Below are 15,784 nucleotides of genomic sequence, written 5' to 3' on the forward strand. Positions count from 1 at the left end.
AACACTCACCGTGGAGGAAATGGCGCAATGGAAATGAAGGAAACGACCGCGGACGAGCGGCCCGCCCGGTCGGCGGACGAGGCTGTCGAGCGGCTGCGCGCGGCCCTGCACGGCGTGGGGATCATCCTGCCCTCGCTGCGGGTCGACCCGGTGTCCGGCGCGCACGGCCACCCGTACGCGCTGGTCTGCCTGGGCCGCTGCAACCTGGGCGTCGCCTCGCGCCTGGCAGCCGCTCTCCGGGCCGGGGGTGCTGACGCGTGAGCCGTACTCCCGTCTACGCCGTGGATCTGCGGGACGGGCGGATCGGCGAGGTCATGGGGCGGGTCGGCGGCTGCGTGCAGCTGCGGCCCGTCGGCGGCGGGCGGGAGTGGGACTGCCCGCCCGACGGGCTGGAGGAGGCCGCATCGGACGCCGTGCTGCGGGAGCGGGTGCGGCGGCTGAACCGGGATTCCCTCATCAGGTGAGGCCAGGGCTGTGTCCGGGGTCACGGAATATCGGGACCGGCTGGGCAGTTCCTTGAGGAGGTGCAACAATGCGCGTGCACATACCAGCCGGTCAACCGAGTCACCCACCAGGAGCCCCCACGTGACCGTCACGACGCCTCCCGCCTCCCGCGCGGCCCAGATCCTCTCCCGCCCGATCGCACTCAACGGGCTCACCGTGCCCAACCGGATCGCGATGGCGCCGATGACCCGGATGTTCTCCCCGGGCGGCATCCCGGGCGAGGACGTGCTGTCGTACTACGCGCGCCGCGCCGCCGCCGGTGTCGGCCTCATCGTCACCGAGGGGACGTACGTCGGGCACGACTCGGCCGGGCAGAGCGACCGGGTGCCCCGGTTCCACGGCGAGGATCAGCTGGCGGGCTGGGCGAAGGTCGCTGCGGCGGTGCACGAGGCGGGCGGCACGATCGTGCCCCAGCTGTGGCACATCGGCATGGTCCGCAAGCAGGGCGAGCCGCCGTTCGCGGACGCTCCCGCGGTCGGCCCGTCCGGCCTGGTCACCGACGGCGCCGAGCCCACCGGCAAGGCCATGACCCAGCAGGACCTGGACGACGTCATCGAGGCGTTCGCGCAGGCCGCGGCCGACGCCGAGCGCATCGGCTTCGACGGTGTCGAGCTGCACGGCGCCCACGGCTACCTGCTCGACCAGTTCCTGTGGGCGGGCACCAACCGCCGCGCGGACGCGTACGGCGGCGACCCGGTGGCCCGCACCAAGTTCTCGGCGGAGATCGTCGCGGCCGTCCGCGAGCGCGTTTCCCCCGACTTCCCGGTCCTCTTCCGCTACTCGCAGTGGAAGCAGCAGGACTACTCCGCCCGCCTCGCCGAGACCCCCGAGGAGCTGGAGGCGATCCTCGCCCCGCTGGCCGCCGCCGGCGTCGACGCCTTCCACGCCTCCACGCGCCGCTACTGGCTGCCCGAGTTCGAGGGCTCCGACCTGAACCTCGCGGGCTGGACGAAGAAGCTCACCGGAAAGCCGGTCATCAGCGTCGGCTCGGTCGGCCTCGACGGCGACTTCATCGGCGCCTTCCAGGGCGAGGGCTCCCCGGTCAAGGGCATCGACAACCTGCTGGACCGCCTGGAGGCCGAGGAGTTCGACATGGTCGCCGTCGGCCGCGCGCTGCTCCAGGACCCGGAGTGGGCGGCGAAGGTGCTCGGCGACCGCTTCGACGAGCTGAAGCCGTACGACGCGGCCGCGCTGAAGACCCTCAGCTGAGCCGTTCCCTTTTCCCGGCCGCCGGGCACTCGTGATCGTTCCCGTCCGTTCCCCTGATGACCAGTGAGGAGCGAGCATGACGACGAGCGAGTCCCGGGTCCGGGCGACGGAGACCGCCGGACCCGTGGTGCGCACCGCCTCCGGCGCGGTGCGCGGCCGCCACGAGGACGGTCTGGCGGTCTTCCGGGGCATCCCCTTCGCCGAACCCCCGGTCGGCGAGGCCCGGTTCCAGGCCCCGCGCCCGGCCCGGCCCTGGGACGGCACCCGGGAGGCGTACGCCTTCGGGCCGCCACCCCCGCAGGAGGCGGGCATCCAGGGCCGCACGGGCGTGGTGCCCGGCCCCACCGGTGACGACTGGCTGACCGTGAACGTGTGGACGCCCGAGCCCGACCCCGCGGCGGCCCGCCCGGTCATGGTGTGGATCTACGGCGGCGCGTACAAACTCGGCCACGCGGGCCAGCCGGGGTACGACGCCCAGCACATCGCCCGGGACGGCGACCTCGTCGTGGTCACCTTCAACTACCGGGTGGGCACCGAGGGATTCGCCCGCCTGGACGGCGCACCGGCGAACCGGGGCCTGCTGGACCAGGTGGCCGCTCTGGAGTGGGTGCGGGCGAACATCGCGGGGTTCGGCGGCGACCCCGACCAGGTCACCGTCTTCGGTGAGTCGGCCGGAGCGGGCTCGGTGGCCTCGCTGCTGGCGATGCCGAGGGCCCGCGGCCTGTTCCGGCGGGCGGTGGCGCAGAGCGTGCCGGGTACCTTCTTCTCCGACGAGCTGGCACGTGACATGGCCGCTGCGCTGGCGGCGGAGGCGGGCCGAAAGCCCACGGCCGCGGACCTGGCCACCGTCGACCCGCGTCAACTGACGGACGCCGGGCAGGCGTTGAGCGCCAAGATGCTCCAGTACGCGGACCGATGGGGCCAGGCGGCACCGACGGTCACCCCCTTCTCCCCGGTCGTCGACGGCGACGTACTGCCCACCACCCCCTGGCAGGCCCTGGCGGCGGGCGAGGCCCGGGAGGTGGACCTCCTGGTCGGCCACAACCGCGACGAGTTCCGGCTGTTCCTGGCCATGGGCGGCATGCTCGGCAAGATCACGGCGGACCGGGTGGCGGGGGCCCTGCGGCTGCTGGCCCCGGGCGGCGAGGCGGGCGAGCGGGCCTACCGGGCGGCCTTCCCGGACGCCTCCCCGTCCGAGCTGTTCGAACGGGTCCAGACGGACTGGCTGTTCGCGATGCCGACGCTGCATCTCGCCGAGGCCCAGCTGGCGGGCGGCGGCAGGGCCCACGTCTACGAACTGACCTGGGCGGCACCGGCCGGCGGCGGAGCCCTGGGCGCCTGCCACGGCCTGGACATCCCCCTGCTCTTCGGCACGTTCCGCGCCGACCTCGGGAACCTGTTCTTCGCGGGGACGGACGTCCCGGCCGAGGCGGAGGAGCTGTCAGCCTTCTTCCGGCGCTCCTGGACGTCGTTCGCCCGGACGGGAGACCCGGGCTGGCCGGTGTACGGCACCGAGGCGCGCCCGGTACAGATCCTGGACGCGGAACCGCAGGTCACGGCCTATCCGGAGGAGCGCAGCAGACGCCTGTGGGAGGGGTACGACTTCCCGGCCCTGCCGCTGCTCGACAAGCCCTAGAGGTTGCCCAGGGGCTCGATGTCGACCTGCACCGGGGTTCCCCAGATCCGCAGCACCTCGTAGTCGGTGAACTCGTGCACGAGCCGGTAGGCCATGGCGGGCCGGGACCCGTGTCGCTGGGCGGCCAGATACGCCTCGGCCTCGCGCCGGTCCCGCCGGGGCGTCCCGCACAGCTGCCACTCGCGCCCGTTCCACGCCTCCGGCAGCCAGCGCTGCTGGGGCTGGGGGCGGTCGGCACGCACGCCGTAACGTGAGGGGGCGGCGGCGACCGGCTCGGCCGCGTGCGGCCTGCTGCCCTGGAACTCCGACCGCCGGGCGGCCCGGCGCCGGGTCTCGCAGAGCAGACACAGATCGGGGGCGGCCTCGTCCACGGGCCCGTGCGGGTGCTCCGGGCACCGGGTCGTGGGCGCCCCGGCCGCGACGCTCTCGTCCAGCAGGTCGAGAGCGCGCCGCAGATCGGCCTTGATCTCGTGCAGCCGGGCGTCCGGGGTGTCGGCCGTGAGAGCGTCCCCGTGCTCCCCGAGCAGCCGGAGCGCCCGACCGAGGGCGGTGAGCTGGGCGTGATTCATGCCTACCAGCTTCGCACCTCTGCCTTCCGGGCTCGGCCGCCGTACCGCCGGCCGGCCATGGTCGTGATGGACTGGGGCCGTGACCAGGACCTTCGCGGACCGCCTCCTCGAGGCTCTGAACCGCTTCAACGCGGCGCACCCGTGGGATCACAACGCCCACTACCACCCCTGGCTGCTACGGCAGTTGCCCCGCCGATTCGGAAGGGCGCTGGACGTGGGATGCGGGAGCGGCGATCTGGTGCGGCTGCTGGCCACGCGGGCCGACGCGGTCCAGGGGATGGACTCGGACGCGGGAATCGTCGGACGGGCAAGGGAGTCGACCGGGTCCCGCGCCCCCGTCACCTACGCCGTCGCCGAAGCGCCGCACGCGCTTCCCGCCGGCCCCTACGACGTCATCACCTGCGTCGCCGTCCTCCACCACCTCCGCTTCGCCGACACGCTCGCCCGTTTCCGCGCGGAGCTGGCCCCGGGCGGCACCCTGGTCGTCGTCGGGTGTGCGCGCGCCGCGAGCCTCGGGGATCACGCTCTCGGGCTGCTCGCCGTACCTCTCAACGCGGCCGTCGGATGGGCCAGGAACCGAGGCGGGCCGGGGACCCGTCCGGTCTCCATGACCGCCCGCGTCCGTGACCCGGAGATGTCCTTCGCCGAGATCTCCCGCGAGGCCCGCCGGATCCTTCCCGGTGCCCGGCTGCGGCGTCGGCTCTTCTGGCGCTACACGCTGGTGTGGCGCGGCTGATTCCCGCCGCGCCGAGACTCCTGCCGACGGTGCGTCACGCCGGTGCGGCCGCACGGGCGCGGCGGGGGAAGCCGAAGAGGTACGTCGCCGCGAACCCCACCGCGTAACCGGTGAGCAGGCCGCCGCCGTAGACGGCCGCCGTCACCCCCGCGCTTCTGTTCCCCGCCAGCAGCGGGAACAGCGCCCAGCCCGACGGGCCGATGGCCGTCGCCCCGACCTTGTCCCCGAGCATCGCGAAGAACCCGACGAAGGCCCCGCCGGCCGCCCCGCCCGCACACGCCGTCACGAACGGCCGGCCGAGCGGCAGGGACACCCCGTAGATCAGCGGCTCGCCCACGCCCAGCAGCCCCGCCGGGAGCGCCGACCTGATCGTCGTACGCAGGGAGGTGTCGTGGCGCAGCCGGACGTACACCGCCAGCGCCGCGCCCACCTGGCCCGCGCCCGCCATGGCCAGCAGGGGGAGCAGGACCGTGTAGCCCTGCTGCTCGATGAGCGTGGTGTGGATGGGGATCAGGGCCTGGTGCAGGCCCAGCATGACCAGGGGCAGGAACAGGCCGCCGAGGACCAGTCCGGCCACGGCCCCGGTCGTGGCCAGCAGCCAGTTCGCCGCCGTGCCGATCGCCGAGGCGACCACACCGGCCGCGTACATCAGGCCGTACAGCGTGACCAGGCCGGAGACGAGGACGGTGACGGTCGGGGTGAGGAGCACGTCCAGCGCGCCCGGCACCCGGCCCCGGCACCACCTCTCCACCCGTGTCGCCAGCAGCGCCGCCGCGAGCGCGCCGAGCACGCCGCCCTGGCCGGGGGCCAGCTGCACCCCGAACGCCGTCACCTTCGCCACACCCGGGTACACGACCACGGCCGCCACCGCCCCGCCCAGCACCGGCGTGCCGCCGAACTCCTTCGCCGTGTTGTACCCGACGAACACCGCGATCAGCGCCATGAACGCGGAGGCGACGGCGGCCAGGGCAGGCGTCAGAGCGGGCAGCCATCCGGCGTTCACCAGCAGCCCGTTGATCCCGGCGAGGATGCCGCAGCCGATCAGGGCGGGGATGAGCGGCACGAAGACGGCGGCGATCCGGCGGAGCGCGGTCTTGAAGGGGGTGGTGTTGCGCTGCCGGAGCTGCTCCTGCAGGCGGGCGCCGGTGGCGGCCGGTGGCTCGCCGACCTGGGCCTGCACCGCTGCCGTGACCGCGCCGACCACCCCCGGCCCCAGCACGACCTGCAACGACGACTCCCCGTCCGCCACCACCCCCAGCACTCCGGGCAGCCCGCGCAGCCCCTCCTCGTCCACCGCCGCGGGATCCGCGACACCCAGTCGGAGCCGGGTCATGCAGTGGGCCACGGAGGTGATGTTCGCGGGGCCGCCGACCCGGGCGAGGACGGCGGCTGCGGTGGAGGCGGGGTCGTTGCGCACCACCCGAGCGTGCGGGTCAGGTGCCCGCGATCGCCAGCGCGGCACGCAGATGACCGCCGGACTCCTCCAGAAGGCGGGCGGCCGTCGGGCCGTCGACACCGGCGAGGACGGCCAGGACGGCGTTCTTCACCTCGCCGTCCGACTCGGTGAGCGCCCGCTCGATCTCCTCGTCGGAGGCCCCCGTGGCCAGCGCGACGATCCGGCGGGAGCGGGCCCGCAGCTTGTCGTTGGAGGCGCGGACGTCGACCATCAGGTTCCCGTAGGTCTTGCCGAGCCGGATCATCGTGATCGTCGACAGCATGTTGAGCACCAGCTTCTGCGCCGTGCCCGCCTTCAGCCGCGTCGAGCCGGTGATCAGCTCGGGGCCGACGACGACCTCGATGCCGTGCTCGGCGGCGGCCGCGAGTGCGCTGTGCTCGTTGCAGGCCAGGCCGATGGTCAGGGCGCCCAGCGAACGGGCGTGCTCGACGGCGCCGATGGCGTACGGGGTGCGGCCGGAGGCGGAGATGCCGACGACGGTGTCGTCCGCGCCGATCTTCAGCGCGTCCAGGTCCCCGCGGGCCAGCTCCTTGGAGTCCTCCGCCCCCTCGACCGAGGTGACCATGGCCTCGGGCCCTCCCGCGATCAACCCGACCACCTGGGCCGGGTCGGTGTTGAAGGTGGGCGGACACTCGGAGGCGTCGAGCACGCCGAGCCGGCCGGCGGTACCGGCACCGGCGTAGATCAGCCGTCCACCGCGGGCCATGCGCGCGGCGACGGCGTCGATGGCGGCGGCGATCTCCGGCAGCCGGGCGGAGACGGCAGCGGGTACCCCCGCGTCCTCACCGTTCATGAGGCGGGCGATGTCGAGGGTGGGCAGCTGATCGATCTCGGAGAGTTCCGGCCGGAAGGCTTCGGTGGTCAGGGAGGCGAGTTCGGCTTGGAGCCGATGGGGGGTGGAGGTCATGGGGGGCGGCTCTTCTCCAGTTCAGGGCTGGTCAGTTCCCTAGGTACGTTCTATCGAGGCGAACTACGGTGCCGATGAGCCAACGCTTCGTACGACGCCGCCAACGCAGGTGCCGCACTGTCGTAAGTCCGTTGCGCCACACCCACGAACAGACAGTCCACCACCAACAGCTGACTGGTCCGGGATGACATCGCGGCGGGTCGCAGCTCGGTCTCCCGGGACGTGGACGTCGTCAGCACATGGTCGGCGTACTGCGTCACCGGTGAGTCGGGCCGCCCGGTGATGGCCACCGTCGTCGCGCCGTGCTCGAACGCGACCCGCAGCGGCTCGATGACGTCCCCCGTCGAGCCGGAGTGCGTGATCGCGATCGCCACATCGCCCGACCGCAGCTGCACCGCGTTGGTCACCGCGAGATGCGGATCGCTGTGCGCGTGGGCTATGAGCCCGATCCGCAGCAGTTTCTGCATGAGGTCCTGGGCGACCAGTCCGGACGCCCCTATGCCGTACACGTCGGTACGGCGGGCACCGGCGAGCGCGGTGACGGCCGCGCCCAGCTGCGCGGTGTCGAGTCCGGCGGCCGTGTCGGCGAGGGTCTGCTGTTCTTCGTAGGCGAGCTTGGTCACGACGTCGGCGATGGGGTCGTCCACCGCGATGTCCGTCGTGATCGCGGGTGCTCGGCCCGACTGCTGCTGCGCGGCCAGCCCGGCGAGGGCGAGGCGCAGGTCGCGGTACCCGGGGTAGCCGAGCAGACGGGCGGTGCGTACGACCGTCGCCTCGCTGGTGCCGGTCAGTTCGGCCAGGCCGGTGACCGTGAGGGCGGCGCAGCCGGCCGGGTCGCCCGCGACCGCCTCGGCGACGCGATGCATGGACCGCGTCATGGAAGGGCCGAGGGTACGTACCTTGGCGGCGAGAGAGCCGCCCGGACTGCCGAAAATTTCCTTCACGTCCTGGGTCACCAATGAAAGATATTTTCGTTTCGGTCTCGCGGTCAAGAGTGCGCACAATGGGACCATGGAGTCCCCAACCCCGCTTGAGCAGGCGCTGCACGCCGCCCGCGCGCTGGTGCTCGCCGATCTCGTCGCGGGCCAGGTCGCCGAGGCCGACGTGGTCTCGATGGTCGAGGACTCCGTCGCACAGCGGCGCTGGTGGGTCGAGCAGTGGCCGGACGGCGTCGACTACGTGGCCGGGCTGGTCGCGCAGGACGTACAGGACGCGCTGCTGGAGCGGTACGGCCGCTGGCCGCTGTGCCCGGTGTGCCCCTCGGGCGACCCGCATGCGCTGGACGTGGAGCCGGAACTGGGACCCGACCCGCACTGGGTGTGCCACAAGGCGGGCGTGAAGGTGGCCGCGGTGGGCTCGCTGGGCCGGGCCGCGGGCGGGATGCAGTCCTCGTGAGGCTCCCGTGACGGTGTACATCGACCCGCCGTCCTGGCCCGGCCACGGACGCATGTGGTCGCACCTGGTCAGCGACGTCTCGTACGACGAACTGCACCTGTTCGCAGCGGAGTTGGGGATGCCCCTCCGCGCCTTCGAGCGCGACCACTACGACGTCCCGTCCCACCGGTACGCGGACGCGGTGGCGGCCGGGGCGGTGGAGATCGGCTCCAAGGAACTGGTCCGCAGGCTCACCCAGGCGGGACTGCGGCGGCCCAAGGGGCGGCCGGCTCCCCCGGCGGCTCACTGAACCAGGTCTCCGCCTCGTGGCGCATCCCGAGTTCCGTGGCCATCGAGGCCGCGGCGCGCAGTGAGGAGCCGGCCCGCATGGCTGCCATGGCCAGGGTGACGAGCGAGATGGTGCGGCTGTCGCGGCCGAAGGGGATGGGGTGCTGGTCGGGGGTGCTGAGCGCTTCGAACAGCGAGTCCTCCAGGCTGCGTTGCCTGGTCCACTCCTCCGTGGGAAGTACGACGTCGAAGCCCAGACCGGCGAGGGAGTCGGCGATCTCGTCGTACTCGCGGCCGGTGTGGTGGGCGACGGCGCGGACGGTGTCGGGACGGACACGGCCGAACGTCTCCGGCACCGAACCCCCCGAGAAGTAGAGACACCTGGCGTCCTGGACCCTCAGGGACGCGACGGCCTCGGGCGCGAAGGTGAAGCGGTGTCCCAGGCGGGCCATCCGGTCGGCTGCCTCGGCGAGGGAGATACGGGCCGCATTTGCGGCCCGTGCGACACGGGCGAGGGGAACCGGGCGGTCCAGATCTGCGATCCCGGAGTCGGTACCGAGGAAGACGATCTCTTCCTGCGAGGGCAGATGTTCGTCCTCGGGAACGTCGGCCACCGGGTAGCCGAGCTGCCGGAGCCGGTCGGCGACGGCGCGCGCCGGGTGGTTGAGGTGGCGGGACGCTGCGGTCACGAAGCGCAGCGGAACCTTCCGGTCCACGCGAAGCTCGTGCTTGAACGAGAGGAGTGGCCGTTGGGGCCCTTGGTGGCCGGGCCCGGCTCAGCTCCGGCGAATGTGGAGCTGGAGCCCGCTCTCCATGCCGTGTTCGTCCCGCGCCGTCTGCTCCTCCTCCACGGTGGCCCGGGTGAACCCCGCCCGGGCCACCACGCGCTGCGAGGGGAGGTTGTCGCCCTCGATGGTCGCGAACACCGTGTCGACGTCGTCGCGGGCCAGGGCCCACTCCGTCAGCGTGCGCAGGGCCTCGGTCGCGTAGCCCTGGCCGCGGGCGCCCTCGACGAGGTCGTAGCCGACCTCGACCCGGCCTTCCTCGTCCGGGACACCGTGGAAGCCCATGCCGCCGACGGCGCGGCCGTCCTCGTGCCGGACGAGGGCGAAGACGCCGAACTCGGGCCGGTGCACGCCCGCTTCGTACGCCTTCACCAGGGAGGAGGATGCCACTCGGGTGCCTTCGAACGGCCCGCCCTCCAGCCACTCGAAACCGCCGTCGCCGCCGAGGCTGAGGTCGCGGGCGGCGGCCGGGCGGACCCCGGCCAGGGTGAGGCGCTCGGCGGGGATGACGAGGTTGTTGCGCCAGCGCCAGTCGGTGACCGGGGCACGGCCGGGCAGGTCGCCGCGGCCGGTCGCCCACAGCAGGGTCGGCCAGGGCGCGGGGCCGGGCTGGACGTGTGGGAAGAGCCAGGTCAGGGCGGACTCGGCGAGGTCCTCCGACGGTGCGTAGGCGATGCCGAGGCCCTGGGCGATGTCATGGGTGTGCAGCAGCACCTCGGTCACGCCCATCGCGGCGAAGCCCTCGCGGTCGGCACTGCCGAAGGGCTGCCGGTGGACGGCGCGTGTGCCGCGCGGGGTGGTGCGGACGGTGACGGCGAGCAGGCCGCCGGTCGACCGGATCGCCTCCAGCAGACCGGTGTTGCGTGCGTGGTCGTCGAAGGCGAGGACGCAGGGAAGGTAGTCCTGGGCGCCTGTGACCAGGCGGCTCGCGTACCCGAACAGGGCGTTCGCGATGTGTTCGGCCGTCTGCCGGCAACTCCACTCCAGCCGACCGGCCCCGACACCCTTCCAGTCCCGGTCCACCGCCGTTCCCAGCGCCGCCACACAGCCCTCGACGGCCGCCGTCACATCGTCCCCGCTCATCGCTCGCATGGGCGAACCCTAGGGCGGTGGCCCCTTCAGGGCGACAGCATTTCCAGCTCCGCCGCCAGGTTGTAGCGCGCGGTCGGCTCCCAGTGCTCACGGCCGTACGGAGTGCGGAACAGGCGGGGCAGGCCGAGGAGTTGGTGCAGGATCGCCGAGCGGCCCGTGTGGAAGGCGTCGTTCGGGACGAAGTGGTACTCCTCGCGGATCTCGGTGGTGTAGGTCGCGTACACCGACGGGGGCGCGGCGAGGACGGCCAGGTCGGCGTCGCACAGGACCTGGCCGTCGCGGTCGTCGTCGGCGGGGTCGTGCGTGACGGTGAGGCGGACCAGGCGGGCGACCTCGGCCGTCTTCGGAGCCGGCACCCCGGCCTCCGGCAGGGCCCGCTCGGCGAGGTGCGCGGAGCGTTCCTCGTTCTCGGAGCGGTCCGGCAGATAGACCGCGTCGTGGAACCAGGCGGCCAGGCGTACGACGTCCGGGTCGGCCGCGTACTTCTCCAGGACGTCGATGTGGTCGAGGACCGCGGTGAGGTGGGTCAGCGTGTGGTACCGGCGCTGCGGCTCCTGCCAGCGGGCGAGGAGGTTGTCGGCGTAGGGGCCGGGGTCGGGGCCGCCGCCTGGGGCGCGGGCCCCTTCCAGGGCGCGGGCGAAGCGGAGGCGCAGGGCGTCGAGGTCGGCCATGTGCTCATTCTTCCGTGACGCGGGCCGTACGGCGCCCCAGGGCCTGCCCTAGCTTGGCCCCATGACTGACGTACAGGAAGCACGGGACCCCGAACTCCCCGGCCGGCTGCTGGCCGTCGAGCGGGACGCCCTGATACCGCTGCTGCGTTCGCTTGCCGAAGCGGACTTCGCGCTGCCGACCGCCGCGTGTCCGGGGTGGACGGTACGGGACGTGCTGGCGCACTGTTCCGCCGCGTTGATGCGGGTGGTGGAGAGCCGGTTCGAGAAGGGTGTGTTCTCGCCCGAGTCGAACGACCGGGACATCGCCGAGCGCGCCGGGTGGACGAACGCGCAGGTCGTGGACGAGCTGGAGCGCGGGATGACCGAGGCGGGGCCGGTGATCGCCAAGGCCGGCGGGGTGCTCGACATGGTGGCTCTGGGGGAGTGGGTGCACGCGGGTGACGTGCGGGAGGTGCTCGGGGCGCCGGAGGCGTACGCGGGGGCCGGCCTGCCCGACGCGCTGACGCTGCTGGTCCGCGTCACCCGGGAGAAGAAGCACCTGCCGCTGCACGCCGACCTGGACGATGGGGGCACCTCCCACGCCTTTGGGGCAGTGGGGGAGGACGAGCCGCTGCGGCTGGGGGCCGCGGTCGCGGCAGGTCCGCCCGCCCGGTACATCGGCGACGCCGCCACGCTCGTACGGCTGTATGCGGGGCGGCCGCTGGATGGGGCCGCCTATGAGCTGGCCGGCGCGGTGGAGGGGGAACTGAACATCTTCGGGTGAAGGGTGGCCCGGGCGGGTACAGAAACCGGCGTAGTCTTGAATTGGACTAGACCTGTAGTCGCCGATGAATGGGGTGCCATGAGCAAGCGTGCAGTCCTGGAGGTGATCGCCCTCGACGTGGAGGACGCGGTCGCCGCCCAGGCCGGAGGCGCGGATCGTCTGGAGCTGGTCACCGAGATGGCGGCCGACGGGCTCACCCCGTCCGCCGCCACCGTCGCCGGGATCCGGGCCGCCGTCGACATCGACCTGCGCGTGATGCTGCGACTGGCGGACGGGTTCGCGGCCGGTGAGGTGGAGCGTCTGGTCCGGGTGGCGGGCGAGCTGCGGGAGGCCGGGGCCGATCAGTTCGTGCTCGGGTTCCTCGATGCGGACGGCGGGGTGGACCTGGACGCGGTGGAGCGGGTCGTCGCCGCGCTGGGCGGCTGCCGCTGGACCTTCCACCGGGCCATCGACCGCGCCGCCGACCGCGACGCCCTGCGCAAGCAGCTCGCCGACCTGCCCGGTCTGGACACCTACCTCACCGCCGGCTCCGCCTCCGGCGTCGACGAGGGTCTGCAGACGCTGGTCGCCGAGGTGGGGCGGCGGGGCGAGCCCGGCTACGACCAGACGCTCCTGGTCGGCGGCGGCCTCCGCCTCGACCACGTACCCGCCCTCCGCCACGCCGGCATCGACGCCTTCCACATCGGGGGCGCGGCCCGGACGGTGGGCTGGGAGTCGCCGGTCTCGGCCGAGGCGGTCGCGCAGTGGCGGGCGGTGCTGGACGGCGAGGCCTCCTAGCGTTCCCTCACTTGAGGGGGTGCAGGCAGAGCGAGACGTCGCCGCTCCTGCTGTACTCGGGGTAGGCCATGTAGTCCCCGGGCGCACACTCGCCGCTCGGCGGGCCGGTGACGCGGAACTGTGCCTCGGCGGAGCCGCAGTCCGCGGCCTCGAGGTCCTGGTCGGGCCAGTCGGCGTCGTTGCGGGCGCACGACCCGACCGTCAGGGTCGGGTGGTCACCGTCGCTCGACCCGGCCACCAGACCGATGAGGAAGAGGACCGGAACGGCGAGCACCAGCAGGCCGAGTACGCCCAGCGGGAGCAGCGCCAGCACCCCGGCCGGCCTCCGGAACACCGGCCGGCCCGGGTCCAGCGGCGGCCGCCAGCCGGCCGTGACCGGCGCCGGGATCCTCTTGATGCCGGACAAAGCGCTGAGGTTGGCCAGCAGGGTGAAGGGTGTGATGAGGACCGACAGGGGACCCCACCAGCCCAGCACCATGGTGTCCGCCTGCATGTCCCGGAAGACGGCCAGTGCACAGGTGCGGCAGAACGTTCCCTGGCGCCGCAGGAACCGCATGATCACCAGCATGCCCTGATGGCCGCGTACGGTCACCGGCGCGGCGGGCGACGCCCCGCACGCCTCGCACAGCCCCGGCGGCCCGCCCACCGGCATCGCGCCGCCGTACTGCTGGGGCCAGGGAGCGGAAGGCTGCGCGTACGGCCCGGAGGGCTGGGCGTACGGCCCGGGGGACTGCTGGTACGGCCCGGGGGACTGCTGGGGCGGAGGGTGCGGCGGGTAGCTCAACGAAGGCCTTTCCCGAGGGGGACATGACGGGACGGCACAGCACCCTACTGATCGAGCTGCGGGGGCAGCGGTGCCGCGTGGGTCACGATCAGGCCCGACACCGCTCGGGTCAGGGTCACGTACAGGCGCCGCAGGCCCGTGCGTTCGTCCGGCTCGCCGTCCACCACCGCCTGCGGCTCGTCCAGAACCACGTAGTCGTACTCCAGGCCCTTGGCGAGGGAGGCCGGGACGAGGGTCAGACGGGTCTCGCGGGTCGTCTCCTCGCCCGGGGCCAGGTAGCCGATCCCGGCCGCCGTCAGGGCCTCGGCGAGTGCGGGGATCCGGGCGTCGGCCGCGATCAGGCCGGTCGAGCCCTCGTTGCGGAGCAACTCCGCGCAGGCGGCGACCACTTCGGCCGTCCCCGTGCTCGTACGGACCTCGAAGAAGCCCGGGTTCTCACGGACCGAGGCGACCGGGGTGAGGCCCGGCGCGATGTGGGGGAGGAGACGGGAGGCGTACGTGATGACGTCCGTGGGGACACGGAAGCCGGCCGTCAGCTCCTCGACGACTCCTTCGCGCTTGCCGAGGTGGGCCAGTGCCTCGTCCCAACCCCGCGTCGCCCAGGGCGTCGTGCCCTGCGCCAGGTCGCCGAGGACGGTCGCGCTGCCGGTGGTGCAGCGGCGGCCGACGGCCCGGTACTGCATGGGGGACAGGTCCTGCGCCTCGTCCAGGACGACATGCCCGAGCGAGTGCGTGCGCTGGGTCAGGTCGGTCGCCTCGTCGATCAGCACCGCGTCCGCCGCCGACCACTTCGCCGACTTCACGCTGCGCACGGGCTTCACCCACAGGATCGTCTTCTGCTCCTCCTCGTCCAGGCTCCCCTCGGCGTGCTCGGCGAGGAAGGCGGCGTCCGTCAGCAGGCGCAGGACCAGTTTCGCCGGATCGACGGCCGGCCAGACCTCCTTCACGGCCGCCTTCACCGCGCTGTTGCGGGCGACCGCGTCCTGCACCCGGTCGTCCGGCGCCTCCCCGGCCCGCTCCATCTGCACCAGCACCGCGTGCGCGATCCGCTGCGGCAGCGCCTCGCGGGCGGCGCCGTAGCGGATGTCCCGGTCCAGCAACTCGCGGACGATCTCCTCCAGTTCGTACGCCGCGACGCGCCAGCGCCGCGAGCCGCGCACGACGACGACCGGCTCGGTGGGCAGGGTCACGTGGGAGTACAGGGCCCGGCGCAGCACCTCGGCCATCCGGGCGTCGCCCTTGACGATCGCGGCGGCCGCGTCGTCCGTGCCGCGCACCTCCACGTGCGCGACCAGGTCGTCCACGGTGGCCTGCTGCACGGTCAGCTCGCCCAGCGCCGGCAGGACCTGCTCGATGTAGTGGAGGAAGGACTTGTTCGGCCCGATGACGAGCGTGCCGGTGCGGGCGAGCCGCTCCCGGTGGGCGTACAGCAGGTAGGCGACGCGGTGCAGGCCGACGGCCGTCTTCCCGGTGCCCGGGCCTCCCTGCACACAGACGGTCCCGCCCAGCCCGCTGCGGACGATCTCGTCCTGCTCGGGCTGGATGGTCGCCACGATGTCCCGCATCGGGCCCACGCGCGGCCGCTCGATCTCCTGCTGGAGCAGCTTGCTGGTGGTGGCCCCCGACGGTTCGACCGGGTCGGACAGGTGCTCGTCCTCGTACGCGGTCAGGTCGCCGCCGGTGTAGCCGAAGCGGCGGCGCAGCCCGATGTCCATCGGGTCCTTCTTGGACGCGCGGTAGAACGGCTGCGAGACCGGGGCACGCCAGTCGATGACCATGGGGTCGCCGCCGGCGTCGTGGACGTGCCGCCGCCCGATGTAGAACCGCTCCCCTTCCGCCCCCTCGGCCTGTTCGGCGCCCGGGGCGTGCAGATAGTCGAGCCGCCCGAAGAAGAGGGGGGTGTCGCTGAGGTCGGCCAGCGCCTTGATGCGCTCGTCCATCTGGCGGGCGAGGACCTGGGCGTTGACCCAGTTCGCGGCGACGTCCTTGATGTCCAGCGCCTCGACGTCCTCACGCATGGCGCGCAGGGCGGTCCGGGACTCGGCGAGGTGCGAGCGCTCCCGGGCGAGGGGGGCGTCGAGCGGTTCGTGGGCGGGCGTGGACAAGGGGGTGCCTCCGGATCTGCTCTTCCATGACTGGGGCATGACTGGGCCGCCCGGTTTCCGTCCGGGCGGCGGCGCTCCGTGAGGGAGGCGGGCAAGAGCGGAGATTCTAGAGGAGGTGCCGTAAGGCG

General features: G+C 73.1%; 18 protein-coding genes. 9 read left to right on the forward strand and 9 right to left on the reverse strand.

Annotation, left to right across the window (positions count from 1 at the left end; genetic code table 11):
* Positions 1–27 precede the first annotated feature (27 nt).
* From ABZ471_RS03375 to ABZ471_RS03390, 4 genes are all read left to right on the forward strand, one after another.
* On the forward strand, positions 28–261 hold the full coding sequence (locus ABZ471_RS03375) for a hypothetical protein (protein ID WP_359061882.1): 234 nt from the start codon (positions 28–30) through the stop codon (positions 259–261).
* The gene (locus tag ABZ471_RS03380) at positions 258–464 is read left to right on the forward strand and encodes a hypothetical protein (protein WP_359061884.1); all 207 of its coding nucleotides are present in this window, start codon (positions 258–260) and stop codon (positions 462–464) included. Before ABZ471_RS03375 ends, ABZ471_RS03380 begins: the two co-directional genes overlap by 4 nt.
* A 121-nt stretch (positions 465–585) precedes the next feature.
* A complete protein-coding gene (locus ABZ471_RS03385; RefSeq protein ID WP_359061886.1) occupies positions 586–1,713 on the forward strand; it encodes an NADH:flavin oxidoreductase in 1,128 nt (375 codons plus the stop codon).
* Between the two features lie 76 nt (positions 1,714–1,789).
* Complete coding sequence (locus ABZ471_RS03390; protein ID WP_359061888.1) at positions 1,790–3,349, forward strand: carboxylesterase family protein; 1,560 nt, start codon at positions 1,790–1,792, stop codon at positions 3,347–3,349.
* Here ABZ471_RS03390 and ABZ471_RS03395 read toward each other — a convergent pair.
* A complete protein-coding gene (locus ABZ471_RS03395; RefSeq protein WP_359061890.1) occupies positions 3,346–3,918 on the reverse strand; it encodes a hypothetical protein in 573 nt (190 codons plus the stop codon). The two genes, ABZ471_RS03390 and ABZ471_RS03395, sit on opposite strands and share 4 nt — an antisense overlap.
* 79 nt (positions 3,919–3,997) lie before the next feature.
* Between ABZ471_RS03395 and ABZ471_RS03400 the strand changes: the two genes are divergently transcribed.
* Entirely contained in the window at positions 3,998–4,654 is a 657-nt protein-coding gene (locus tag ABZ471_RS03400) for a class I SAM-dependent methyltransferase (protein ID WP_359061892.1), read from the forward strand.
* Positions 4,655–4,688: 34 nt separating this feature from the next.
* Here ABZ471_RS03400 and ABZ471_RS03405 read toward each other — a convergent pair whose 3' ends face one another.
* Genes ABZ471_RS03405 through ABZ471_RS03415 form a run of 3 tightly spaced genes read right to left on the reverse strand, consistent with a single transcriptional unit; the run spans position 4,689 to position 7,973 of the window.
* Positions 4,689–6,071, reverse strand: a complete 1,383-nt coding sequence (locus ABZ471_RS03405; RefSeq protein ID WP_359061894.1) for a PTS transporter subunit EIIC — start codon at positions 6,069–6,071, stop codon at positions 4,689–4,691.
* Positions 6,072–6,087: 16 nt separating this feature from the next.
* Positions 6,088–7,017 carry an N-acetylmuramic acid 6-phosphate etherase gene (murQ, locus tag ABZ471_RS03410; RefSeq protein WP_359061896.1) on the reverse strand — a complete coding sequence of 310 codons (930 nt, stop codon included), beginning with the start codon at positions 7,015–7,017 and terminating at the stop codon, positions 6,088–6,090.
* 50 nt (positions 7,018–7,067) lie between these two features.
* Positions 7,068–7,973: a MurR/RpiR family transcriptional regulator gene (locus ABZ471_RS03415; protein WP_359061898.1), complete on the reverse strand. Its 906-nt coding sequence runs from the start codon at positions 7,971–7,973 to the stop codon at positions 7,068–7,070.
* Positions 7,974–8,028: 55 nt separating this feature from the next.
* Here ABZ471_RS03415 and ABZ471_RS03420 point away from each other — a divergent pair, with 55 nt between their 5' ends.
* Positions 8,029–8,412, forward strand: coding sequence for a hypothetical protein (locus ABZ471_RS03420; protein ID WP_359061900.1), 384 nt, complete (start codon positions 8,029–8,031; stop codon positions 8,410–8,412).
* 7 nt (positions 8,413–8,419) lie between these two features.
* The gene (locus ABZ471_RS03425) at positions 8,420–8,701 is read left to right on the forward strand and encodes a DUF4031 domain-containing protein (RefSeq protein ID WP_359061902.1); all 282 of its coding nucleotides are present in this window, start codon (positions 8,420–8,422) and stop codon (positions 8,699–8,701) included.
* On the opposite strand, the gene ABZ471_RS03430 is transcribed toward ABZ471_RS03425, so the two are convergent.
* From ABZ471_RS03430 to ABZ471_RS03440, 3 genes are all read right to left on the reverse strand, one after another.
* On the reverse strand, positions 8,643–9,368 hold the full coding sequence (locus ABZ471_RS03430) for a hypothetical protein (protein ID WP_359061904.1): 726 nt from the start codon (positions 9,366–9,368) through the stop codon (positions 8,643–8,645). The two genes, ABZ471_RS03425 and ABZ471_RS03430, sit on opposite strands and share 59 nt — an antisense overlap.
* An 87-nt stretch (positions 9,369–9,455) precedes the next feature.
* Positions 9,456–10,556, reverse strand: a complete 1,101-nt coding sequence (locus tag ABZ471_RS03435) for a GNAT family N-acetyltransferase (RefSeq protein WP_359061906.1) — start codon at positions 10,554–10,556, stop codon at positions 9,456–9,458.
* Between the two features lie 26 nt (positions 10,557–10,582).
* A complete protein-coding gene (locus ABZ471_RS03440) occupies positions 10,583–11,227 on the reverse strand; it encodes a hypothetical protein (RefSeq protein ID WP_359061908.1) in 645 nt (214 codons plus the stop codon).
* Positions 11,228–11,288: 61 nt separating this feature from the next.
* Here ABZ471_RS03440 and ABZ471_RS03445 point away from each other — a divergent pair, with 61 nt between their 5' ends.
* Entirely contained in the window at positions 11,289–11,990 is a 702-nt protein-coding gene (locus ABZ471_RS03445; protein WP_359061910.1) for a maleylpyruvate isomerase family mycothiol-dependent enzyme, read from the forward strand.
* Positions 11,991–12,068: 78 nt separating this feature from the next.
* Entirely contained in the window at positions 12,069–12,767 is a 699-nt protein-coding gene (locus tag ABZ471_RS03450) for a copper homeostasis protein CutC (protein ID WP_359061912.1), read from the forward strand.
* Positions 12,768–12,774: 7 nt separating this feature from the next.
* On the opposite strand, the gene ABZ471_RS03455 is transcribed toward ABZ471_RS03450, so the two are convergent.
* Positions 12,775–13,551: a hypothetical protein gene (locus tag ABZ471_RS03455; protein ID WP_359061914.1), complete on the reverse strand. Its 777-nt coding sequence runs from the start codon at positions 13,549–13,551 to the stop codon at positions 12,775–12,777.
* A gap of 44 nt (positions 13,552–13,595) precedes the next feature.
* Positions 13,596–15,656 carry a UvrD-helicase domain-containing protein gene (locus ABZ471_RS03460; RefSeq protein WP_359061916.1) on the reverse strand — a complete coding sequence of 687 codons (2,061 nt, stop codon included), beginning with the start codon at positions 15,654–15,656 and terminating at the stop codon, positions 13,596–13,598.
* Positions 15,657–15,784 lie beyond the last annotated feature (128 nt).

This window comes from Streptomyces sp. NPDC005728 (genome assembly GCF_040630895.1).
Lineage (GTDB): Bacteria > Actinomycetota > Actinomycetes > Streptomycetales > Streptomycetaceae > Streptomyces.

What these genes read in the sequence shown, in the direction of transcription:
- ABZ471_RS03450 (WP_359061912.1), top strand. Translation starts at nt 12,069, where the DNA reads ATGAGCAAGCGTGCAGTCCTGGAGGTGATCGCCCTCGACGTGGAGGAC.
- ABZ471_RS03435 (WP_359061906.1), bottom strand. Translation starts at nt 10,556, where the DNA reads ATGCGAGCGATGAGCGGGGACGATGTGACGGCGGCCGTCGAGGGCTGT.
- ABZ471_RS03390 (WP_359061888.1), top strand. Translation starts at nt 1,790, where the DNA reads ATGACGACGAGCGAGTCCCGGGTCCGGGCGACGGAGACCGCCGGACCC.
- ABZ471_RS03375 (WP_359061882.1), top strand. Translation starts at nt 28, where the DNA reads ATGGAAATGAAGGAAACGACCGCGGACGAGCGGCCCGCCCGGTCGGCG.
- ABZ471_RS03420 (WP_359061900.1), top strand. Translation starts at nt 8,029, where the DNA reads ATGGAGTCCCCAACCCCGCTTGAGCAGGCGCTGCACGCCGCCCGCGCG.
- murQ (WP_359061896.1), bottom strand. Translation starts at nt 7,017, where the DNA reads ATGACCTCCACCCCCCATCGGCTCCAAGCCGAACTCGCCTCCCTGACC.
- ABZ471_RS03445 (WP_359061910.1), top strand. Translation starts at nt 11,289, where the DNA reads ATGACTGACGTACAGGAAGCACGGGACCCCGAACTCCCCGGCCGGCTG.
- ABZ471_RS03395 (WP_359061890.1), bottom strand. Translation starts at nt 3,918, where the DNA reads ATGAATCACGCCCAGCTCACCGCCCTCGGTCGGGCGCTCCGGCTGCTC.
- ABZ471_RS03440 (WP_359061908.1), bottom strand. Translation starts at nt 11,227, where the DNA reads ATGGCCGACCTCGACGCCCTGCGCCTCCGCTTCGCCCGCGCCCTGGAA.